The 21710-nt window shown below is 60.5% G+C and carries 18 protein-coding genes; 14 read left to right on the top strand and 4 right to left on the bottom strand.

Annotation, left to right across the window (positions count from 1 at the left end):
* The first annotated feature begins 838 nt into the window (after positions 1-838).
* Both NMAG_RS18720 and NMAG_RS18715 read left to right on the top strand, forming a co-directional pair.
* Positions 839-1681: a ParA family protein gene (locus NMAG_RS18720; protein ID WP_004214410.1), complete on the top strand. Its 843-nt coding sequence runs from the start codon at positions 839-841 to the stop codon at positions 1679-1681.
* Positions 1678-2415 (top strand): prolipoprotein diacylglyceryl transferase, encoded by a 738-nt coding sequence (locus NMAG_RS18715; protein WP_004214409.1) that lies wholly within the window; start codon positions 1678-1680, stop codon positions 2413-2415. The genes NMAG_RS18720 and NMAG_RS18715 overlap by 4 nt, the downstream gene beginning before the upstream one ends.
* A gap of 12 nt (positions 2416-2427) precedes the next feature.
* Here the strand turns inward: NMAG_RS18715 and NMAG_RS18710 are convergent, their stop codons facing one another.
* Positions 2428-2736, bottom strand: a complete 309-nt coding sequence (locus NMAG_RS18710; protein WP_004214408.1) for a hypothetical protein — start codon at positions 2734-2736, stop codon at positions 2428-2430.
* 227 nt (positions 2737-2963) lie between these two features.
* On the opposite strand from NMAG_RS18710, the gene NMAG_RS18705 reads away from it, so the two are divergent.
* Positions 2964-4166 (top strand): CaiB/BaiF CoA transferase family protein, encoded by a 1203-nt coding sequence (locus NMAG_RS18705; protein WP_004214402.1) that lies wholly within the window; start codon positions 2964-2966, stop codon positions 4164-4166.
* Positions 4167-4259: 93 nt separating this feature from the next.
* Positions 4260-5480, top strand: coding sequence for an acyl-CoA dehydrogenase family protein (locus tag NMAG_RS18700; protein ID WP_012996922.1), 1221 nt, complete (start codon positions 4260-4262; stop codon positions 5478-5480).
* A 36-nt stretch (positions 5481-5516) separates the two neighbouring features.
* Here the strand turns inward: NMAG_RS18700 and NMAG_RS18695 are convergent, their stop codons facing one another.
* Positions 5517-6665: an ABC transporter ATP-binding protein gene (locus NMAG_RS18695; RefSeq protein ID WP_004214399.1), complete on the bottom strand. Its 1149-nt coding sequence runs from the start codon at positions 6663-6665 to the stop codon at positions 5517-5519.
* Positions 6666-6670: 5 nt separating this feature from the next.
* Positions 6671-7336, bottom strand: a complete 666-nt coding sequence (locus tag NMAG_RS18690; protein WP_004214396.1) for an RraA family protein — start codon at positions 7334-7336, stop codon at positions 6671-6673.
* Between the two features lie 90 nt (positions 7337-7426).
* On the opposite strand from NMAG_RS18690, the gene NMAG_RS18685 reads away from it, so the two are divergent.
* From NMAG_RS18685 to NMAG_RS18650, 8 genes are all read left to right on the top strand, one after another.
* Positions 7427-8242 carry a carbon-nitrogen hydrolase family protein gene (locus NMAG_RS18685; protein ID WP_012996920.1) on the top strand — a complete coding sequence of 272 codons (816 nt, stop codon included), beginning with the start codon at positions 7427-7429 and terminating at the stop codon, positions 8240-8242.
* Positions 8243-8442: 200 nt separating this feature from the next.
* Complete coding sequence (locus NMAG_RS18680; RefSeq protein ID WP_237076853.1) at positions 8443-9237, top strand: TrmB family transcriptional regulator; 795 nt, start codon at positions 8443-8445, stop codon at positions 9235-9237.
* 284 nt (positions 9238-9521) lie between these two features.
* Positions 9522-10913, top strand: coding sequence for an ABC transporter substrate-binding protein (locus NMAG_RS18675; RefSeq protein WP_004214391.1), 1392 nt, complete (start codon positions 9522-9524; stop codon positions 10911-10913).
* A gap of 2 nt (positions 10914-10915) precedes the next feature.
* Positions 10916-11863 carry a carbohydrate ABC transporter permease gene (locus NMAG_RS18670; protein ID WP_004214389.1) on the top strand — a complete coding sequence of 316 codons (948 nt, stop codon included), beginning with the start codon at positions 10916-10918 and terminating at the stop codon, positions 11861-11863.
* Positions 11860-12714 (top strand): carbohydrate ABC transporter permease, encoded by an 855-nt coding sequence (locus NMAG_RS18665; protein ID WP_004214387.1) that lies wholly within the window; start codon positions 11860-11862, stop codon positions 12712-12714. The genes NMAG_RS18670 and NMAG_RS18665 overlap by 4 nt, the downstream gene beginning before the upstream one ends.
* Before the next feature lie 82 nt (positions 12715-12796).
* Complete coding sequence (locus NMAG_RS18660) at positions 12797-14284, top strand: M20/M25/M40 family metallo-hydrolase (protein ID WP_004214386.1); 1488 nt, start codon at positions 12797-12799, stop codon at positions 14282-14284.
* A gap of 203 nt (positions 14285-14487) precedes the next feature.
* Positions 14488-15453, top strand: a complete 966-nt coding sequence (locus tag NMAG_RS18655; protein ID WP_004214385.1) for an agmatinase family protein — start codon at positions 14488-14490, stop codon at positions 15451-15453.
* A gap of 135 nt (positions 15454-15588) precedes the next feature.
* On the top strand, positions 15589-16797 hold the full coding sequence (locus NMAG_RS18650; protein ID WP_004214384.1) for an NAD(P)/FAD-dependent oxidoreductase: 1209 nt from the start codon (positions 15589-15591) through the stop codon (positions 16795-16797).
* Between the two features lie 48 nt (positions 16798-16845).
* On the opposite strand, the gene NMAG_RS18645 is transcribed toward NMAG_RS18650, so the two are convergent.
* On the bottom strand, positions 16846-18705 hold the full coding sequence (locus tag NMAG_RS18645; protein ID WP_004214383.1) for an aldehyde ferredoxin oxidoreductase family protein: 1860 nt from the start codon (positions 18703-18705) through the stop codon (positions 16846-16848).
* Between the two features lie 120 nt (positions 18706-18825).
* Here NMAG_RS18645 and NMAG_RS18640 point away from each other — a divergent pair, with 120 nt between their 5' ends.
* Together NMAG_RS18640 and NMAG_RS18635 are read left to right on the top strand one after the other, a co-directional pair.
* The gene (locus NMAG_RS18640; protein WP_012996917.1) at positions 18826-20268 is read left to right on the top strand and encodes an amidase; all 1443 of its coding nucleotides are present in this window, start codon (positions 18826-18828) and stop codon (positions 20266-20268) included.
* A gap of 61 nt (positions 20269-20329) precedes the next feature.
* Positions 20330-21631 carry an ArgE/DapE family deacylase gene (locus NMAG_RS18635; protein ID WP_004214381.1) on the top strand — a complete coding sequence of 434 codons (1302 nt, stop codon included), beginning with the start codon at positions 20330-20332 and terminating at the stop codon, positions 21629-21631.
* Positions 21632-21710 lie beyond the last annotated feature (79 nt).

Raw genomic sequence — 21710 nt, 5'->3', positions numbered from 1 at the left:
CCTCTCTTCAAGACGATTCTGTTGGTCTATTCAGGTGGGCTAATTAGTTAGGCCATCTGGTTATTCTTCCTAGATAGGTGATAGAGTTCGCAGTTTGGGTGCTCGTTGACGTGGTACTCGAGTTGCCCACTCACGACTGGCTTCGCTTTGTCATGGGTTGTCGCTCTGGACGTACTGACTGACATATTCATTTGGCCTATCGGGGCGGCCTAACCAGGAAGCCTATTCGATGCGTTTCTCGGTGGTGGCTATGATTCGTTTCTGGACTGCCTATCAGATCTGTATAGCTATCGAGTATCTCGAGTTTGACTACTTCGGTATCCTGATCGGTTATGCTAACTGGTCGGGCTCATTGAACGCTCGATCCATGCGCCTCGGTTGAGAGCTGGTACGTGTTTTATCTGAGCATTCTGGTCGGGGATTCTGGTTGGCATATTTGGTTAGCCTAACTAGACAGACTATCTATCAGGGCTGCTGCACACTATAGTAACAACTGCAACTATTTACACACTGATCGCCGAGCAGGCTGGCGACCAGGTGTGCATTGACTTGCAGTGGCTACTATATCTACTCACAGACGGACGTGCATATTGAGGTAGCTAGTCTAGGAACTCTTCCTGGTTAGGCTTCTTGGTTAGGCCACCTGTGTTGACTATCCTGGTAGCAGGCCCGTATGGGTAGTTGGCTTCCCGTTCTTGGCAACTCGTCCACTGAAGCGTACTACCGGCCCATCACAATGGTGTCTGTCTTCTCGGTTAGGCTAACTAGTTATGCTATTTCATTAGGCTTTGAAATTCGTATTGCGGAGTATTATATTCGAGGAGACTAACTGGTGGGTATGCTCACGTACACGACCTACTCGGAGGCGGGCGGCGTCGGGAAGACGACCGTCGGCGCAGCACTGCTCGAAGCCCACGCTGAACACGGACTCGATGTGCTTGCGATCGACATGGACCAGCAGAACGGTTCGCTAACGTATCTGCTCGACGTGGACGCGCCGCGAGACGACAGCCAGGCAGACAACATCGTCCGGCATATGATCGATCGACCGAAGGGCGACCTCGCCGACCTCATCCACGAGACAGAACACGGATTCGATCTGCTCCCGAGTCACAACATGCTCGAGAATCTCGAGGATCTCCTGAACCGCGCCCAGCAGATGGCCGACGACCTCGGCGAGGGCGACGACTTCGATCCGTACGACCGACTCCGGCAGGTGCTCATGGACGCCGGCATTCCACAGGAGTACGACGTCATCGTCGTCGACCCGCCGGCGACGGCTGGCCCGCACCTCTATAACGCAGTGTCGGCGACCCGGAGTCTGGTCATCCCGGTCGAACCAACCGGAAAGGGAATGCAAAGTGTCATCGGTCTCGAGGAACTCGTCGAGGGCCTCGAGGACCGACTCGAAGCCGAAATCGGTGTCCTTGCTGCCGTCCCGAACGGTATCGGGCGCACGACCGATCAGGAACGCTACCTCAACGAGATTCACGAACGCGGCTACCCCGCACCTGTCGCGCTGCGAGAACGCTCGTCCCTGTTCGAAGGCTGCTGGGACCAGCAGTGTACGCCGGCGTACTACGTCGAGGAGTACCGTGACCGCACGCGCGACCACGAGATGGAGACACTCGAGAAGATCGACGACCTGGCAACACAGGTCGAAGAGGTGGGCGGGCTATGAAGAAAGGCTCTGGCAGCGATCCGTTCGCAGATCACGAGGCGGAAACTGACGACGGAACGGATCACGAAGAAGACGAGGCTGAACCGGCCAGCGAGGACGCCGGTGATTCCTCAGCAACGGAACAGGAGGCTGTCGAATCTGCACAAGAGACGACGGATGGGTCGGCAAAGGCAACGGCAGGGACAGAGACAGAGACAGAGACAGAGACAGAGACAGAACCAGACACGGACACGAACACGAGCACGGACACAGCCGAGACGACCAACAACTCGAGTACCTCCCACTCACACTCGGCGAGCACCGAAACGACGACAACGTTCGATGAAGCCGCTGCAACCGAGGGGGACTCGAGTAAGGCCGGCGAGGAGACGCCAGCAGCAAGTGTGGCGGAACCAACTACTGGTGACGAGGCGGGACCAACTACTGGTGACGAGACTGCGCCAAAAGAGACGAACGCCGTCGTCCCGGAACCGCCACAGGCTGGCGCTGATGATGGCGGTATTCCGTGGGTGTACGTTCGCGACAACGTCAAGCAGGACCGCGGCATGGTGCAGTTCTATCTTCGGGACTACCTCGTCGACGCCGAAGACGAGTTCGTCGCTGCGGTGAGTGACGAACTCGGAACCGAGGTGTCGAAGACGGACGTCCGCGAGGCGGCATACGAGGCTGCGATGCACAACGTCGACGACGTTGTCGAGCGCCTCGAAGCGTGGGGATTCGAGTCGGCTGAGTAGCGACTGGCTTTTCTACTCGCTCTCTTCGAAAAAGTGCGTCTCGAGTTCTCGCCGGCGAGTCTGTGCGGCAGTCAGCCGTGCAGTTTGTTCTGCGAGCACGGCTGTCACCACGCAACTGACCACGAGGACGGTCGGCGCGAGCGCGGCGATCAAGTGTGGCTCGACACCGGCGAGCGACGGGATTGTGGTTTCGATCCAGCGCTGGGTCGCAGGCGACGGCGTGCCAAGAAGGAGGTGGTACGCCCAGCCCGCAGCGAGGAGGCTGGCGACCGGCGAGCAGACGGCAATCAGTGTTTGTCTGATGCGTGTAGAGGGGATCATCAGCGGGCGAGTTATCTGATCGCAGTGACGATCGAAGAATAAGCCTTCTGTTTCCGCGACCAGTGGTGATTGTCCGGGCTGTATTGTGTAGGCGCTTATCGCTATCGAATCTTGCAGAATGAGCCCAGTGCAACCGATGCGACCACGATATCAGTGCCAGATGTGTTCGTGTGTCACTGTGCGAATAACCCACAACCTGATAGTCGTACTCGAGTAACACTGCGGACATGAATCTGGACGGCATCCGTGTACTCGATCTCAGCCGATTGCTTCCCGGTCCCTACGCCACACAGCTTCTGGCGGAGATGGGTGCCGAGGTGATTCGGATCGAACGACCGGGTGATGCACAATCGGGGCCGACACTCGAGTCAATAAATCGCGGCAAGCGCCGTGTGGCGCTGAACCTCAAGACAGAGGGTGGGCGCGAGGCGTTTCTCGACCTCGCTGCGACCGCGGATGTCGTCCTCGAGCAGTTCCGTCCTGGCGTGGTCGATCGGCTGGGTGTCGACTACGACGCAGTCCGCGAGGTCAATCCGGGAATCGTCTACTGCTCGCTTTCGGGGTACGGACAGACGGGTCCGTACAGCGACCGGGTCGGCCACGATCTGAACTATATCGGGCTGGCCGGCCTGCTCGACATGACTCGCCAGTCCGAGGACGAGACGCCCCGAGTCCCCGGCTATCAGGTCGCAGACATTGGCGGTGGGCTGTTCGCGGCCCTCTCGATCGTGGGCGCGCTGCTTTCTCGGGAACTCGGTGCTGGGAATCAGAATCGGAACGGTGTAGGCGACCAGGCTGACGTGGACAACGACGCAACCGGCGAGTACATCGACGTCTCGCTGACTGACGCTGCCGTTTCGTTCTCACAGGCGGTGGCTCCACGCGCACTCGCGGGCGGTGACCCCCGCCCCGGCGAGACGCCGCTAACCGGCCAGTTCCCCTGGTACGACGTCTACCCCGCTGCCGAGGGCTACGTTACGCTCGCCGCGCTGGAACCGCACTTCTGGCACGCTTTCTGCGAAGCCGTCGACCACGAGGAGTGGATCGAGTATCACATGACTAGCGATCCTGCCGAACTCGAGACGCTTCGGGAGGCACTCGAGTCGCTCTTCAAAACACGAACCCGTGACGAGTGGGTGTCGTTTTTCGAGGGGGTCGATGCAGCAGTTGGTGGCGTCTATACGCCGGCCGAGATGGTTGAACACCCACAGATTGTGGCACGTGGATACGTCGCCGGTGGAGCAGCAGTCGGTGAGGGTGAACCACCGCCACCGGTGGTTGGCTTCCCCGCTCGTGGGACCGATATTGACCACGATGGACCGACCGCGGTTGCAGAACACGGTGACGATACGGAATCGGTCCTGCAGGAGAGTGGCTACGAGGAGGATGCACTCGAGCAGTTGCGCGCGTCGGGAGCAATTCCTGAGTGAAGGCAATGGAGGGAATGGAATCCTCTACGACAATCGCATACCATTACGACCACCACCGAGAGTTAAGTATCGCAACAGGGAACACTGTTCACAATGAACACACCTAAAGCGGGAGCCGGCGTGTCCTTCGAACAGACCGAGGAACAAGAACTCATCCTGGAGAGCCTCGTCGAATTCGTCGAACAGGAAGTCGAGCTGGTAGTTGAGAAGCTAGGCGAGACGCTGTCGAATCCGCGTCTTGGACACGACCCCGACGGCCGGCTGAGCGACGAGGTACTCGAAGCTGAAGCGCAGATCAGGAAGGCGAGCGCAGAGGCCGGGTTCTACGCGATGAACATGCCAGCCGAGGTTGGCGGCGACGATGTCTCGGCGGTGACGTGGTACCTGGCGAAAAAGCAACTCGCGGAGCTTGGGGTTCCGCTGACGAGTGCGGTGCTGGCGGGTCCCGGCGGTCCGAAGCCGCTGCTGGCACAGGCAACGGGTGAACAGGTCGAACGCTATCTCGAACCGACGATGGCCGGCGAGAAGACGACGGCGTTCGCACAGACGGAGCCGGGTGTCGGCTCCGACTCGCCGAACATGGCGACCCGTGCGGAGCGAGACGGTGATGAGTGGGTGCTCAACGGAACCAAGCAGTGGATTACGAACGCACCCTACGCGGACTTCGTGCAGGTGTTCGCCCGGACGAGTCCACAGGACGAGGTCGGTCGCTACGGGGGTGTGACCTGCTTTATCGTCGAAGCCGACGAGTACGAAATCGGCTCGCTCAACAACGCTGTCGGCGCTGTTGGCCGACAGGCGGAGGTGGAACTCGACGATGTCCGGATCCCGGCCGACCGCGTGCTGGGCGAGGAGGGTGCTGCCTTCTACGACGCGATGGACTTCCTCGGCCTCGGCCGGATTGAAATCGCTGCCGAGTCCGTCGGCCGAACGAACTGGCTTCTGGATGCCGCAACCGAGTTCGCAAACGACCGGGAGGCGTTCGGACGAACGATTGGAAACTTCCAGGGAATCTCCCACAAGATCGCTCGCGGCCGGGCGAACGCCTTTGCTGCAGATGCGGCCGGCCTGCGCTGTGCGTGGCTGCTCGATCAGGGTGAGGCCGCAATCGCGGAGTCGTCGATCTGCAAGTGGCTCGCAACGAATACGTTCTGGGAGGTTGCAGACGACGTGGTTCAGATCCACGGCAGCGACGGTCTCGCCGAGGAGAACCCGTTCATGGACAACATCCATCGTGCACGAATTATGCGGATCGTCGAGGGAACGGACGAAATCCAGTTGAATACGATTGCAAAGCAGTACGGCGTCGAGTGATTTGCTCAGGTCGGTTCTCTGATTTTCCTCGCCGGCTCAGCTCTTGTTTTCGATTTCTCGCGTGGAGTGGTGCGAATCGATCGAAGAGCGGTAGTAGAGTCGATCACCTGACTCGCTATCGTATAGATACACGTTCTCGGACGGGAATCGAACGGTGGCCTCGTCGCCGCTCTGTACGTTCGTCGACTCGGGAACCAGCGCCGTGAAGTCGCGCTCGTCGATCGTGAGGTGGACGATCTTGTTCGCCCCCGTGTGCTCGACGATTCGAACCTGTGCGAGGGCCGTGTTTGTCCCCGTCGGTTCTTCAGTCGTCGAAAGCTCCAGGTGTTCCGGTCGGATCCCAAGTGTTGCGTCTCTGTCGAGGAGTTCCGGCGAACCGTCGGCCGGCCGCTCGAGATCGACCTGTACCGACCCGAAGTCTGCCGTCAGTGAATCGCTCGGCGCGGAAAGCTGTGCGTCGACGAAGTTCATCGATGGCGTTCCGATGAAGTGTGAGACAAACCTGTTTGCGGGTTCGTTGTAAATCTCCTCTGGCGTCGCGAACTGTTGTACTTCGCCGTCGTTGATGACGATCACTCGATCGCTCATCGTCATCGCCTGCTCCTGGTCGTGGGTCACGTAGATCGTCGTCACGCCGATTTCCTTCTGGAGTTCCTGTAACTCCTCTCGGATCTCGACGCGGAGTTTCGCGTCCAGACTCGCAAGTGGCTCGTCCAGCAAGAAGACGTTCGGCTCGAGTACCATCGTTCGTCCGATCGCGACGCGTTGCTGTTGGCCGCCCGACAGCTCACTCGGTTCACGGTCGAGCAACTCCGCGATGTCGAGCATCTCGGCGATCTTGATGATCCGCTCGTCTTGCTCTTCCTGGGGGACGTCGGCGACGGAGAGTCCGAACTCCATGTTCTCGCGGACGCTCATGTGCGGGTAGAGCGCGAGATTCTGAAACACCATGCCGATCCCGCGCTTTTTCGCGGGCGTGTTACTCACGTCCGTATCGCCGAAGAAGATGCGCCCACTCGTGAGCTGTTCGAGACCGGCAACTAGCCGCAACGTCGTCGTCTTTCCACACCCGCTCGGTCCCACGATCGAGATGAACTCGCCGTCTTCGATTTCCAGATCGACGTCCTCGACTGCGACGACGTCACCGAACTGCTTGCGAACCGTGTCCAGTGTGATAGACGCCATCGTCGCTAGTCCCCCGCTTGATCGAGCAGTTCGTTCGCCGCCGTTAGATCGGCGAGCGACGCACCGCTCTCGAGCTTCTGGATCGTTTCCTCTTCCTGTGATTTGACCTCCTTACAGTATTCGATCGCCTCGTCGACCTTCTCTCGTCGAAGGAAGAGGACACCGTCTTCATTTCCGATGGCGATATCCCCCGGGTTCACGACGGAGCCGCCGATCTGTACCGGCGAATTTATCTCGCCACCGCGGCCGTGTAACCGGGTCGTTCGAGCACTCTTCCCACGAGCATACACAGGGAACTCGAGTTCATCGATCTCACGCGAGTCTGTGATGCTGCCGTCGATCACTGCGCCGGTGACACCGCTTTCGATCGCCGCTCGTGTCGTCATTTCGCCCCATGGTGCGTTCGTTGTGTGTCCCTGCATGTCGACGACGATGACGTCACCTGGTTCGGCGATTTCGGTCGCCTTGTGAACCATCGTCGAGTCCTCTGGTGGAATGCGGACCGTAACGACCTGGCCGACCATCTCGACCGGTTCAGTCGTCTCCATGAACTGAATCTCCGGTGTCGTGAATCCGAAGTGGAAGTGGTGTCCGAGGTCGTTTGGATCGAGGGTTGCTGCAGCCTCGATGGTATCCGAGTCGACTCGATCGATTGTGTTCATGCTCATCATGAATGGCATTATCACACATATATTTGTAGCTTCTTTACCACTGACCGTGAGTAAATCAGCTACTTGGTGGTGGCTCCAGACCTGTGTGTCATGAGCACATTCACCATTGCGGCGTGCCAGATGGACTCACAGGACGACAAAGAAGCGAACCTCACCCAGGCTCTCGATTTCATCGACGAGGCAGCCCAGAAGGGGGCGGACGTCGTCTCGCTTCCCGAGATGTTCTCGTTTATGGGGGAGAAAGAGGCGTACTCGACGCATGCGGAACCGGTTCCTGGCGAGACGACTGCGGCACTCGCAGATAAAGCGACAACCCACGGACTGCACGTCCACTCGGGCAGTTTCTTCGAGAAAGCCGGCGACGGCGACCGTGTGTACAACACGAGCGTCGTGATCGATCCGGATGGCGAGATTCAGGCACAGTACCGGAAAACACACCTGTTTGACGTGACGATCGGCGACGAAGTCGTCACTCAGGAATCAAAGCACGTTGCCCCTGGCGACGATGTCACCGTCGTCGAGACGGACCTCGCGACGTTCGGGCTCTCGGTCTGTTACGACCTCCGATTCTCCGAACTGTACAGGTCGATGGCGATGCAGGGTGCGGAGGTACTGTTCGTTCCGGCCGCGTTCACGCTGTTCACCGGAAAAGATCACTGGCTTCCGCTCCTGAAGGCTCGCGCGATCGAAACGCAGTGTTATGTCGTTGCAGCCGGACAAATCGGCGATAAACCGAGCTCCGTGCCATCGTTTGGTAAGTCGGTGATCATCGACCCGTGGGGTAACGTTATTAGAATGGCAAGTGACCGGGAGGAGGTCGTCACTGCCGAGGTCGATCTCGACTACCTCGCTGAGGTTCGGCAGAAAATCCCGTGTCTCGAGCACAAGCGAGACGAACTCTACTGACCGTTTTCGCTGCCGAGCCCGCTCTCGGTCTTGCTACTCACGCTGACTGCCTCCCACTACTGCATTTTGCGTGCGGCGACTGACGAACTCCACTGTACCCTGACTGTCATTACCGCAATCATTTCTGCACTAAATACTAACTGGGGCAAGTATTTCACCGGTCCCTAATGCATTTGAGGCTGCTATGGCTATTGTTGACGATGAGCGATGACAGCCGGGATATGACGTCCTATCTGCAGGACGTCGGCCTATCGGAATACGAATCGAGCGCGTACCTCTCCTTGCTCGAACACGGCGTCTCGACCGCAAAGCAGGTCGGCTCAGCCGCCGATATTCCCTACTCACGCGTCTACGACGTACTCGAGTCCCTCCAGAGTTCGGGACTGGTGAAAGTACAACCGGGGCGGCCGAAGAAGTACGGGCCAGTACCGCCGGAGACAGCACTCGATAACGTCAAGCAACGAAAACAGGCGGAACTCGAGAGCGAACTCGCCTCAATCGAGAAAGCAGGGGATCTGTTTCTGGACGCGTACAACGACGACACCGGCGGCTATCCAATTTACGATGAGATCGATATTTTCTGGTCGTACGTCGGGAAAAGCGACATTCTGACCCGGGGTGGGGAGATGATGGAGAAAGCGGACGACCGGATCTACAAGGTTACGACGGAGAACAGTCTCCAGCGGATCGTGACGCAGCACAACGACGTTCTTCGCCGAAAAAGCGAGGAAGGTGTCTCGATCAAGATTATCAGCACCGTTTCAGATCTTCCGGAGACATATATCGAGGCCATCTCCGAGTGGGGTGAGCTTCGTCACCTCTCTGACGTTGAGGGGCGGCTGTATACCTACGACGACGACCGGCTGGTACTGGCGTTCAAGAACGATAGTCGAGAGCGCTACGTCGCGATTTCGATCGAGAACCAGCAGATGGTCCAGACGGCGTACCTGGTTTTCAATCATCTGTGGGACGTGGCCGAACCGGTGTCGGTATGATTGTCGATGACGACACGGTCTCCGGACCTGGTATAGACGCCGGTGCCTGCATTTCAGACCGGGTTCGTTCACAACCGGTCCTCGGCCCACTGCTCGGCAACGTCCTGTCCGAGGACGTCACAACCGGGCAGACGAGTGTGCTGCTGGCACTTCGAACCCAGTGTCAGTGTGCTCTCATCGAGTGCACAGAACCGGCTCGTCGCTGGCCTATACTGGCACGATTCGCCTACCACTCCCGAGTAGTGAATCACACTTAAGCTCTAATATGAGAGTCATACTCAACCATGGGTAATGATACGAAAGATCATGGAAATGGCGCAACGCAGCGTGCAACGTCTCGGGACACGTACCGTCGACGAACTGTCCTGAAGGGTGCAACGACGGGGGCGACGATCGGTGCACTGTCGGTGGCTGGTTGTCTGGGCGGCGGGAACGGCGGCCCAGTGTTGCGAGTCATCAACTCGGCGTACCAGCAACAAGAGGACGAGTACCGTGCAATCTTCGACGAGTTCGAGGAGGAACACGATTGTGAGGTGGAGTACACCCGATCCGATTTCGCATCCGCGCCATCGGAAGCCGCACAGGCACAGGCCGGCGGCAATCCGTACGACCTGCTGATGCTCGCCTCGCCGGGGAACAACGTGTTCGGCGTGCAGGAAGGGCTGTACCAGCCGATCAACGACGTCATCGAGGACATGGGTGCAGAGGACCACTGGCGAGAGGAGTTCCTCGTCCAGATGGACGGCGATTACTACTTCGCGCCGAACACAGGGACAGTTTCGACGCTCATCTACCGCGAGGACCTGTTCAACGAGTACGATGCGCCGATGCCGCCATTTGACTCGTGGGACGAATACCACACCGCCGCCGAGACGATGACCGACGAGGACGAAAACCTGTACGGGAGCCCGGTCTTCCTCGGGAGCAACCACTTCCACGGAATCCTGCCCCTGTCTCTGCTTCACGGCCGAGGCGGTTCGGTCATCAACACAGACGACGAGGTCGTCTACGACTCCGAGGAGACGGTCGAGATGCTCGAGTTCATGCGGGACCTGAACGAATTCAGTCCACAGGCGGCCCACGGTGCTGACATTCCGGAAATGCGTCCGCCGCTGTACCAGGGGACGTACGCGATGACGTGGTACTCCACCAACGTCATTCCGTACGACATCGAAGAATACAACCCGGACCTGACTGGAGACGTGCAGGTTGCGCCGATTCCAGCGTACGACTCGAGTTACGAGCCGGTTGCGCGGCTGACCGGCCTGGGCCACGGACTCGGTGCCGAGACCGAACATCCGGAGCTAGCGAAGGACCTGTTGCGAGAGATCACCTCGTTCGAAGGCGTCATGCGATTGATGACCGCCCAGCCGGCGAGTCACGTTCCGGCGATTCACGGCATACTCGAGGAGGACGACCTGTGGGAGACGGACGTTATGCAGGACTACGAAGAGCACTACCGGGACCTCGTCGACATCGCAGACGAGTACGGTCGGGTCGTCGCCGTCGAGGAAAACGAGGGTCACATCAACCCGGTGACGGGGCAGGCCGTCGCCGAAACACACGTTATCAGTTCCGTTCAGGACGTGATCTTGGAGGACGAAGATCCCCAGGATGCAGCCGAACATTGGGCGGACGAAATTCGCGATGACTACGAAGATCAACTGAACGTCTAGCAATGAGCTACGCGAGCGATTTCATCACAACTGCAAAACGGGAATTTCGGTATCTTGCGCGGCGGGAGTTCGACGAGCTCCAGGAGAATACGGTCGGCATCTTGCTGGTGTTACCGCTAGTCGCGACGCTCGTCGCGCTCTATCTGTACCCGACCGTCCAGGCGATCATCTACAGCCTACAGGACATCAGCATCTTTCTGGGCGATTCGGAGGTCGTCGGGCTCGCGAACTACATCGATCTCCTTCGATCCGGAACGTTCTACAACGCGCTCTGGAATGGGGTCATCTACACAGCGGGGTCGGTGTTCCTCACCGTCGTTGTCGGTGTTGCAACCGGGCTCTTGCTCAATCGGACGTTTACGGGTGAGCGGATCGCGACGGGGTTGATCCTCGTTCCGTACATGGTTCCGACGGTTGCGGCGGTCATCCTCTTTCGCTGGATGCTCGACGGCCTGTACGGCGTCGGCAACTACGCGCTCGTCGTTTCGACGCTGATCGATGAGCCAATCGCCTGGCTCGCGAGTACGCGGTACGCGATGCCCGCGTTGATTTTGATCAGCGGCTGGCGGCTGTATCCGTTCGTGACGATGCTGGTGCTTGCAAAGCTCCAGACCATCCCCAAGTCGTACTACGAATCGGCGCGGCTCATGGGGGCGTCACGATGGGAGATGTTCCGCTACATCACACTACCACAGCTTCGTGGCGTGCTGTTCGTGGCAATCCTCCTGCGCCTTGTCTGGACGTTCAACCTGTTCGACATCATCTGGCTGGGCACGCAGGGCGGCCCCGGGAACGCAACCGAGACGCTTCCCATCATGGCGTACCGGCTGACGTTCATCGGGAACGACCTTGGTGAAGGGGCGAGCGTCGCAGTCGTGACGTTCCTCGTGCTCGCAGTGATCGTGTACGGCTACTTCAGACTGTACGGAACGACGGAGGAACCACGATGACGTCACTCTCACCACAACTCACGCAGCAGCAACGACACTACCTGGAACGAATCGCAACGTACACCGCGGTGATCGTCACGACGTTCGTCGTGTTGATACCGTTAATCTGGGGATTCCTCTCGACGGTTCGGCCGAGTGAGGAACTGTTCTCGTGGCCACCCGTGATCGTCCCCTCCGAGGTGTCCTTCGAGAACTACCACATCCTCTTCGAGCAGACGAACTTCGCGTTGTACTTCCGGAATAGTCTCATCGTCGCGGTAACGACGATCATCCTGACGCTGCTCATCGCGATTCCCGCGGCGTACGCCGTCTCGCGCTACGAGTTCCACGGCCGGCGGTACATCGCGAACCTGAGCGTGTTGATCTACATGTTCCCGCTCATCCTGCTCGGTATTCCGCTGTTCATCATCTTCCAGAACATCGGCCTCACTAACTCGCTGTTCGGGCTCGCACTCGCCCACACAGCGTTCGCACTGCCGTTTGCGTTGCTGTTACTCCGGGTGTTCTTCCTCGATATCACCCCGGAGATCGAGGAGTCCGCGCGACTTGCCGGGGCGAGCAGAGTGACCATCGTCACGAAGATCATCTTGCCACTCTCGCTCCCGGGAATCGTCGCGACGTCGATCTTTGCGTTCTTCCTCTCGTGGAACGAGTACTTCTTCGCGCTCATCATCCTCAACGATAACGCGCTGTACACGCTTCCACTCGGGATTGCGAACCTGATCGATATGGCGACGACCAACTGGGGCATGATCCTCGGCGGCGTGATGATCATGATCCTCCCGCCGGTGTTGTTCGTCTTCCTCGTCTACAAGCACCTGATCAAGGGGTTCGGTGTGAGCACCGTCTGATCACTCTCCGCTTTGGCCGTTCCCGTTCACTCCTCCCATTATCGAGTATAGTATCTTGCACGACCCATGCTAGAGGTAGACAATGATGATTAAAGAAAGCAAACAACTCCGCGAGCAAATTGAGTCAGACCTGGACAATCACGTTCATCGGATTCAGCAGACGATCCGCCAACCGAGCGTCAGCGTCGACAGAAACGGGCTTCGAGGAATCGCCGAACTGGCTCGTGGCTACCTCGAAGAGATCGGATGTGGGGAGGCAGCACTGATCGAGACCGACGGTGCACCAGGCGTCTGGGGGTATTATGACGCCGGCGCAGCGAAGACGGTTGTTAACTATGGAATGTTAGACACTCGTCCCGTCGGCGACGAAGACGAGTGGACGCACGATCCCTTCGGTGGCACACTCGTCGAGACTGACGAATACGGTCGTGTCATCTACGGACGTGGAGCAGTCAAAGTTAAAGGTGCGTTCGTCGCCTGGCTCAACGCTCTCGAGGCGACCAAGCGGGCACTCGGTGAGTTGCCGGTGAACGTTATGTTTCTGCTAGAAGCTGAGGAGCTCAACGGGAGTCCTCACTACTACGAGATGCTCGATCAGTATGCCGACCGCATTCGGGAAGCTGACGCCTGTTTTTGCCCGCTCGCTGGTCAGAGCGAGGACGGAAACGTAACGGGCTCACTTGGCTACAAGTCCGCACTGTATTTCACCCTGCAGGTCTCGGGCGATCGATGGGGACGTGGGCCGGCCGGCGGCGACATCCATGCGATGAGTAACGCGACCGTCGATAGTCCTGCATGGCGACTCGTGGACGCCCTCTCCTCGCTGACTGACGAAAATGGAACCCAGATCGAAATCAGCGGCTTCTACGACCAGTATGAACCGCCGACTGCGGACGAACGCGAGGAGGTTCGAGCGTTCGTCGATCGCCTCGACAGTCAGACGGAGACGCCCAGAGAGGAACTGTGGCAACACCTTCCGGGCCTCTCTCAAGGCGCCGGCGAAGTGACGAAACTGAAATCGGACCTCCATGAAGACGTCGTGGAGGCGTTCGTCCAGCACTTCTACGGACCCGAGTCGTTCAATATTCAGGGAATTAACACAGGCTTCCTCGGTTCCGGAACGGGAACCAAGCCGTTCATCCTTCCGGGAGAGGGACACGCAACGCTCGACATTCGAATGCCTCGCGGCTTCGATCCGGACGTCGTCTATCGGCAACTCCGCGAACACCTCGACAACCAGGGATTTGCGGACATCGACGTTGACGTGTTCGGGAAACATACCTGGTGTAAGACCGATCCAGACTCCGACCTCGTCGTGGCCGCCAGAGATGTGTTCGAGAACCATGATACCGACGTGACGCTGTGGCCGTTCTCCGCAGGCGGTGTTCCCTGGGCGGTGTTCGGGACGCGATTTGACATTCCCGTCCTGTATGGTGTCGGGCTCGGGTACGGCGCCAACTCCGAAGGCGCCGACGAGTTCTTGGCCATTGACGGCAACGATACCATCGGCGGGCTCGTCGACTGTGAACTCTCCCACGCCGAGATGCTGCTGGCATACGCTGACCGTTGATACGATCCGTATGAGTCGTCCGTACCCGCAGTCAACGGATGTTGGCTGGCGAAGCAAGCAGACCCTGAGAGGATGTATCTGTATGCCAGGACAACGGCCACGTAGCGCGACTGACTTTTAACTGACTTCTGGAAAGCAGTATCCTGTACCAGACTGTACCACCTATCAGCATATTTATCCCAGCCGCATCCATTGCCCAGGACATGGGAGAAGATGACACGCAAAACGACGAGCTCTCACCGAGCTACGTCGGCGCGGACTCGTTCCTGAACGGTGTTCGGAAGCCCCGAGACGAACTCACTGACGACGTCGACATCGGCGTGCTTGGTGTCCCCTTCGACGGTGCCGCCTCACGACAACCAGGAACACGGTACGGCCCGGAAGCACTCCGTCGCGAATCGGGCTGGTACGGCCGGAGCGAGCCACAGTACAATGCAGGGACGGGCCAGGTCACAGACTATGGCTCCATCCAGATTCAGGACTGTGGTGACGTTCCCGTGGTAACGACCGATGTCGAGCAGACGGGCGACTACATTCGAGACGCCGTCGAAACAGTTGCCACACACACGTTCCCCGTCGTCCTCGGCGGTGACCACTACCTCACCTACCCGTCGTTCACTGGCTTCTCGAAGACCGTCGACGGCCGCGTCGGCCTGATCCACCTCGACTCCCACTCCGATATTTACGGCGAGCGCGACCTCCACGGCGAACACTGGCACGGCTCACCGATGAACCTCATCGCCGACTCACCCCACGGCAGCTACGAAACCCACGCGATGATCGGCCTGCGTGCCTTCGAAGACCCCGAGTTCCCGTCGTTCGTCGACGAATCCGGTCTCTACGTCGACTACGCGCGAGATGTCCACGACCGCGGGATCGAAGCCTGCCTCGCCGACGCAATCGACCACGTCACAGCCTCCTGTGACGTCGTCTACCTCACCGTCGACATCGACGTCGTCGAACCCACGATCGCCCCTGGAACTGGAACTCCCGAATTCGGCGGCCTCGATGCGAACCAGTTCCTCACCGCACTCGAGTACCTCGGCACCTGCGACGCAATTGGTGCGCTTGACCTCGTCGAGGTTGCGCCGCGACTGGATCCGACACGGAATACGCAGCGACTGGGTGCGGCGGCGGTGTCGCGGTTTATCGAGTCGAAGTTTATGTAGGTACGTCGGCGCTCGACGTTCCGAGCGTCGAGCGTTCGATAGCCCGTTATTCCATGGCTCCTGTTCGCCGGTGTGAGTGCGAGTGCGAGAAGTCAATTCATTTATTTTGCTCCGGATACACGATGGGTGGTAACGATGGGCATAGACCAATCCGAAGGGAGAGCAGATGTCGTCATCATCGGCGCAGGTGCATCCGGGCTGTGGAGCGCGATCGAACTCGCGTCGGACCACGACGTGGTCGTCCTCGAGGCCGGCCGCGTGGGTGCGGGTGCGTCAGGGTACGCCGCCGGCTTCGTCGGACCGTTCGCGGACTGGGCGCCGTATCCGGCCGCCGTCGAGCACTCTATCGAGGCGTTTCGAGCACTCGATGGAAGCCACGGCTTCACGTTTCACGACCGGCCGTACGTCGAACTGGCCGAGACGGACGCCGAACGGGACTCGTTCGTCGAAGCGTACCAGCCGCTGTTCGACCGCGAGGGATACGAACTCGAGTACTGTCCCACGTCGGAGCTAGCGGAGCGCTGGCCCGGTCGGTTCGATCTCGACGGGTTCGACGGTGGCCTCGTGAAGGCAGAGAGTGGGATCATCGACGTTAGAGAGTACGCGACGGCGCTCGCCGAAACGGCACGCGAACGCGGCGCGGAGATCCGAACGCAGACGCCGGTCGAACGGATTGTGACTGACGACGACACCGTCGTCGGTGTCGAGACGCCCGACGGCCGTATCGAGGCCGAGACGGTCGTCTGTGCCGCTGGTGCACAGACTGGGTCGCTTGTCGAGTCGTTCGTGGACCTGCCGACGCGGCAGTTCATCTACTGTAACCTCCGGGTCAACGTAGACGGCGAACTCGACGACGCATACCCGATGATGTACGGCAGGGACGTCTGGTGGCGGCCGGAACCCGACCGGCCGCAGACGTTCCTTGTCTCTGGTGGCATGTACTTCCTGCCGGAGCGCGACCGGCCGCCGCGAAGTCCGCCCGCCGAGTATCTTCGCGAGGTCGAGGGGGTACTCGAGTCCGTCGCAACTGATATCGACGAGGTACGGATCGTGAACGGCAGCTATCACACCTGTTCGAAAGGGTCGGCGATCACGCCCGACGGGCTTCCCGTTCTGGATGCGCCCGAGAACGCACCGGACGGACTGGTGGTCGTTACGGGGGTGACGGCCGGAATTTCGATGTCACCGTTCACGGGCACTGCAGTCCGTGCGCTCGTGACGGGTGAGGAGCCGATGGTTTCGCTCGAGCCGTTCGAACTCGATCGGTTCGACGACCCGCCGGCCGACTTTCGCGTCCACGAGATCGAGGAGATGCCGTCGACGTTTCCGACGGGCGAATATTGAGGGGCTGTGGCTCATACGCCTTACAAAATTGAAAGCAGAACTGGTGTGCTACGCCGACTGCGACTCCGGCGCGAGCGACTCGATCTCGAGCCGTGCTAACGTCTCGGGTGTTGGCTCTCCTGCTTCCGTCCAGCCGCGCTGTTCGTAGTACGAATCGAGCATCGTCTCGAACTGCTCTTCTGTGATCGCGTTCCCGTCCGCCGGCCCACCGCGCTCGAGTGGCGTGGTGAATCGCTCCGGCAAGGCGTCGTCGTCTCGCTCGAACCCTTCGCGGAGGTTGAACAGCCGCGTGGCGTTCCAGGCGCGTTCACCGACCGCCTGCAGGTCCTCGACTGTCACGTCGTAGGCGAGTTCGTTGAGCCACTCACAGACCCGCTCGTAGTTGTACGCGGTGAACGAACACGAGACCATGCTGTAGGTCAGCGCGGTCTCGTCTTGCTCGTCGATGACCACTTCGGCGTGGCCGTCTGTATCGTGTGGGTCTCGTTCCCCACCCAGCGCGTCGGAGCCGATTGGGAACGCCCGCTGGTGGCAGGCACCCCTGTCTGCGGTCGCGTACGCGAGCGCCATACTGAACGAGGCCCGGGGTTCGTAGGCGGGTAACTCGAGTCCCTTCACCTGGACGGCGGCTTCCCGCGCGTCGGGGTGGCCGTCACAGAGCAGTTCCGCCGCGCGGGCGGTCCCCTCTGCGAGTTCGTCGCCGATGCCCTCTCGCTGGGCGATATCGCGGATGACTTCGGCGGCGGCTTCGGCGTCGCCCCAGCGCAGATCGGAGTCGACCAGTCCTTCCTCGGAGACCTCCATCAGCCACGAGAGGACGTTGCCGAGCGAGATCGTATCCATGCCGAGCGTGTCGGCGAGATTCGCGAGTTCGGTCACCTCGGTCACGTTCGTGATGTCCGTATTCGCGCCCATCATGCCGATCGTCTCGTACTCCGGCCCCCAGTCGACGCTGGCTCCCTGGAACACACCGTCGACGTCGGCGTCGCTTTCCTCGAAATCGACCACGTGGCCGCAGGCGACCGGACAGCCGAAACACGAATCGGTGCCGACGTGCCCCTCCGAGAAGGCGTCGATGTTCAGATCGTCGACGTTCTCGACGGTGCCACGCGACCAGTTGTGCGAGGGCAGCGCGCCGACCTGCTGGGTCCAGTCGACGATGAGCTGTGTCCCGCCGTTTCGCGCCCAGGAGACCTCGTCGTCGGTTCCCAGTCGCTGGGTGTGCTCGACCTTCAGCTGTTGAATATCGGGTGCTTTCGGCGGCGAGTTCCCCGTTGCCACGACCGCCTTCAGATTTTTCGAGCCCATGACAGCGCCGACACCGCCGCGACCCGCGTGGTGGGTGCCCTCGTCGCTCGAGATCGTCGCGTAGGCGACCTCGTTCTCGCCGGCCGGCCCGATACACGCCGTTTTCGTCTGCTTGCCCTCGAACTGGCGGGCCGTCTCTTTCGTATCCAGGCCCCACAGCTCAGTGGCATCCTCGAGTGTCAGTTCGCCCTCGGTGATCCGGAGCGTCATCGGGTTCTCCGCGCGGCCCTCGATCGCGATCGCGAGCACGTCCGGCAGCGCGTACCGGACCATGGTCGGGAAGTGGCCGCCGGAGTAGGAGTCGACGAACGTGCCGGTCAGCGGCGACTTCGTGACGGCTCCGTACCGCGAGGTCCCCGGTGCGAATCCGGTGAGCGGTCCGAACATGAAGTAGAGGTTGTTCTCCGGCGAGAGCGGATCGACGCCGGCCTCGACCTCGTCGAGGAGCAACGCCGCACCGAGCCCCTTGCCGGCGATGAATCGGTCGCGGTACTCCTGCGGTACCGTCTCGGTCGTAATCTGTTCGTCTGTCAGGTTCACCCTGACGAGCGTCTCGAGTTGTGTCACCTGCTCGGGGGTGTTGACAGTTGCCTGTGCCATTACCAAACACACGCATTCCAATCTATAAATAAGTTCATAGCGCGGCTGGGTGGCGCAAACTCCCGGCGAAGGATGTGACCGACCCGCATACATTTTACCGACGCGAACGAGCTAGTAGCCGTGACTGACGAACTAACTCACATGTCTGCTGCGGGAATCGCCCGACGGATTCGGGACGGCGACGTCTCGCCGACAGCGGTCGTCGACGCACACCTCGATCGAATCGCCGACCGAAACGAACGGACGAACGCCTTCGTTACCATCACCGAGGAGTTGGCCCGCGAACAGGCTCGCGAAGCCGAACGAGCGATCGAGAACGGCGAGTCGCTCGGTCCGCTTCACGGCGTTCCGGTTGCGATCAAAGACCTTGACAACGTCGAGGGGATCCGGACCACGTTCGGTTCGAAGCTGTACGAGGATAACGTCGCCGAGGAAGACGACCTGTTCGTGTCACGGTTGAAGGAGGCCGGTGCGATCATCGTCGGAAAGACGAACACACCCGAGTTCGGCCTGGGTGTCGCGACGGATAATCTGGTCGCCGGTCCCACGGGAACGCCGTTCGACCCGGGAAAAATTTCGGGCGGCTCATCGGGCGGCGCGGGTGCCGCACTCGGCGACTCGCTCGTCCCCATCGCCCAGGGGTCGGATACCGGCGGCTCCATCCGCGTCCCTGCGGCCTGCTGTGGCGTGTTCGGACATAAACCGACGTTCGGGCTCGTTCCCGAGCCAGGTCGACCGAACGCGTTCAGCAATCACACGCCGTGTAGCCATCTCGGTCCGATGAGTCGAACCGTCGAGGACGCCGCACTCATGCTCGACGTGATGGCCGGCCCCGACGGGCGCGACCCGTTCTCGCTTCCCGACGACGGAACCACGTACGCAGACGCACCTGACCGCCCAATCGACGACCTGACGATCGCGTACAGCCCGGACCTCGGCACGTATCCGGTCTCCGAGACGGTGACGAGCGTCCTCGACGACGCTGTGGGCGCGTTCGAAGATACGGGTGCGACTGTCGAACGCGTCGACCCCGACCTCGGCCACACGAAAGAGGAGATCGTCGACGCCTACTACACCTTCGCGAATGTCCTGTGGGGAATGCTCCTCGAGAATCTGCAAGACGACGGCTTCGACCCCTACGACGCGGACCGAGAGAAACTACGCCCCTACCTGGTCGACCTCATACTCGAGTCCGACGAGCCGACGATGAAGGCCTACCGGGACGCGAACGTCGTCCGGACGGCCGTTCTCGACGGACTCTGCGACCTGTTCGAGGAGTACGACCTGCTCGTCTCCGCGACGATGGCGGTCCCCCCGTTCGACCACGGCGCGTACCCCGAGGCGGTCGACGGCACCGATGTCGAGCAGTACCGCGGCTGGATTCTGACACAGCCGTACAACCTCACCGGCCAGCCGGCGGCTACCGCTCCCGCCGGACTGACCGACGACGGACTGCCGATCGGCATGCAAATCGCCGCACCGCGCCACCGCGACGAAGACGTCCTCGCCGCTGCCGGGGCACTCGAGCGCACGCGGCCGTGGCACGACGCGTACCCGCGGTAGCCCCTGAAGCCGGAGCTGGAGCAGCGGAAACTATACCTTCCGCCACACGGTACCGAATGTCATGGAATCGGAGGTATGCGCTGAGATAGAGCGAACGCAAGATCGACTGTTCGACTTCCTCGAAGAACTGGTCGCCGCAAAATCACTGTCCGGACAGGAGCAACCGGGTCAGGAGGTCGTCCTCGACCGTCTGCGTGAATCCGACGGCGACCTCGAGATCGATACCTGGGAGCCATCGGCCTCGAACCTCGAATCGCATCCGGGGTTCACCGAGACGGTCACCTACGAGGAATACGGCTACGAGGATCGTGAAAACGTCGTCGCCACGCGACCCGGGAGCGATCCCGAGAACGGGCGAAGCCTGACCTTTAGCGGCCACATCGACGTCGTCACACCCGAACCCGTCGCCGACTGGTCGTACGACCCGTGGGACGCGACGATCGAAGACGGCCGCATGTACGGCCGCGGCACGATGGACATGAAAGGCGGCATCGCCGCGTTCGTCCACGCCTTCGAGGTACTCGAGTCCCTCGGCGTCGAACTCGAGGGCGACCTACTCTTGCAGACGACCATCGAGGAGGAAGCCGGCGGGGTGGGCGGCGTGCTCTCCGTACTCGAGCGCGGGTATCAGCCAGATGCCGCAATCATTCCGGAGCCGTTCCAGCTTCCAAATGTCGGCATCGCCGGTGCCGGCGTCTCGTACTTCCGAATTACTGTTCCGGGGAAGGCGGCACACACCGCGCGCAAGTATCGTGGCGTGAACGCAATCGGTAACGCGACGACGATCTATCGTGCACTAGAGGAACTCGACGAAGAGCGCCGGGAGCGGATCTCCTACGAGCCGGCGGTCCGGAAGGACCCGAAGGCCGAAGGCAGCGTCACCAATCTCAGCGTCAGCGTCGCGGAGTCCGGCGACTGGGTGTCGAAGGTGCCGGGCGAAGCCGTTCTCACCGGTCGAATCGGCTGGCCGCCGGGCGAGCGCAGCGAGGATGTTCGCCAGGAGGTCACCGACGCGGTGATGAGCGCCGCACAGGACGATCCGTGGCTCGCCGAGCACGAACCGGAGATCGAGTGGTTCGGCTGGGACGCCGACCCGCACGAGATCGACACCGACGAAGAGATCGTCCAGGTCGCGACGACCCACGCCGAACGAACGACCGGCGGTGAGACCTCGTACGTCGGCGGCCTCGGTGGCCTCGACGAGCGGTTTTACGCCCTCTACTACGACATTCCCGCAATCTCTGTCGGTCCACGTGGGCGGGGTGGACACGGTGCCGACGAGTACGTTGAACTCGAGTCGCTCGTCGAGACGGCACAGACGCTGGCACTGACGGCGATGGAGTGGTGTGGGACCGAGAACTGATCCGCAAATAACGCTTCTTTTTTCAGACGAACTCGTCGACAATCTCCTGCAGCGGCCGTATCAGCTCTTCGTGGCGGTT

Source organism: Natrialba magadii ATCC 43099 (genome assembly GCF_000025625.1).
GTDB classification, from domain to species: domain Archaea; phylum Halobacteriota; class Halobacteria; order Halobacteriales; family Natrialbaceae; genus Natrialba; species Natrialba magadii.
Note: the sequence above shows the minus strand (reverse complement) of the source record. Positions and strands in the feature narration are given on the sequence as shown.

Bases quoted from the DNA above. Each gene is read 5' to 3' on its own strand.
- NMAG_RS18650 (WP_004214384.1), top strand. From the start codon at position 15,589: ATGGGCATAGACCAATCCGAAGGGAGAGCAGATGTCGTCATCATCGGC.
- NMAG_RS18710 (WP_004214408.1), bottom strand. From the start codon at position 2,736: ATGATCCCCTCTACACGCATCAGACAAACACTGATTGCCGTCTGCTCG.
- NMAG_RS18680 (WP_237076853.1), top strand. From the start codon at position 8,443: ATGAGCGATGACAGCCGGGATATGACGTCCTATCTGCAGGACGTCGGC.
- NMAG_RS18645 (WP_004214383.1), bottom strand. From the start codon at position 18,705: ATGGCACAGGCAACTGTCAACACCCCCGAGCAGGTGACACAACTCGAG.
- NMAG_RS18720 (WP_004214410.1), top strand. From the start codon at position 839: ATGCTCACGTACACGACCTACTCGGAGGCGGGCGGCGTCGGGAAGACG.
- NMAG_RS18705 (WP_004214402.1), top strand. From the start codon at position 2,964: ATGAATCTGGACGGCATCCGTGTACTCGATCTCAGCCGATTGCTTCCC.
- NMAG_RS18685 (WP_012996920.1), top strand. From the start codon at position 7,427: ATGAGCACATTCACCATTGCGGCGTGCCAGATGGACTCACAGGACGAC.
- NMAG_RS18715 (WP_004214409.1), top strand. From the start codon at position 1,678: ATGAAGAAAGGCTCTGGCAGCGATCCGTTCGCAGATCACGAGGCGGAA.
- NMAG_RS18660 (WP_004214386.1), top strand. From the start codon at position 12,797: ATGATGATTAAAGAAAGCAAACAACTCCGCGAGCAAATTGAGTCAGAC.
- NMAG_RS18635 (WP_004214381.1), top strand. From the start codon at position 20,330: ATGGAATCGGAGGTATGCGCTGAGATAGAGCGAACGCAAGATCGACTG.
- NMAG_RS18675 (WP_004214391.1), top strand. From the start codon at position 9,522: ATGGGTAATGATACGAAAGATCATGGAAATGGCGCAACGCAGCGTGCA.
- NMAG_RS18695 (WP_004214399.1), bottom strand. From the start codon at position 6,665: ATGGCGTCTATCACACTGGACACGGTTCGCAAGCAGTTCGGTGACGTC.
- NMAG_RS18690 (WP_004214396.1), bottom strand. From the start codon at position 7,336: ATGATGAGCATGAACACAATCGATCGAGTCGACTCGGATACCATCGAG.
- NMAG_RS18665 (WP_004214387.1), top strand. From the start codon at position 11,860: ATGACGTCACTCTCACCACAACTCACGCAGCAGCAACGACACTACCTG.
- NMAG_RS18655 (WP_004214385.1), top strand. From the start codon at position 14,488: ATGGGAGAAGATGACACGCAAAACGACGAGCTCTCACCGAGCTACGTC.
- NMAG_RS18670 (WP_004214389.1), top strand. From the start codon at position 10,916: ATGAGCTACGCGAGCGATTTCATCACAACTGCAAAACGGGAATTTCGG.
- NMAG_RS18700 (WP_012996922.1), top strand. From the start codon at position 4,260: ATGAACACACCTAAAGCGGGAGCCGGCGTGTCCTTCGAACAGACCGAG.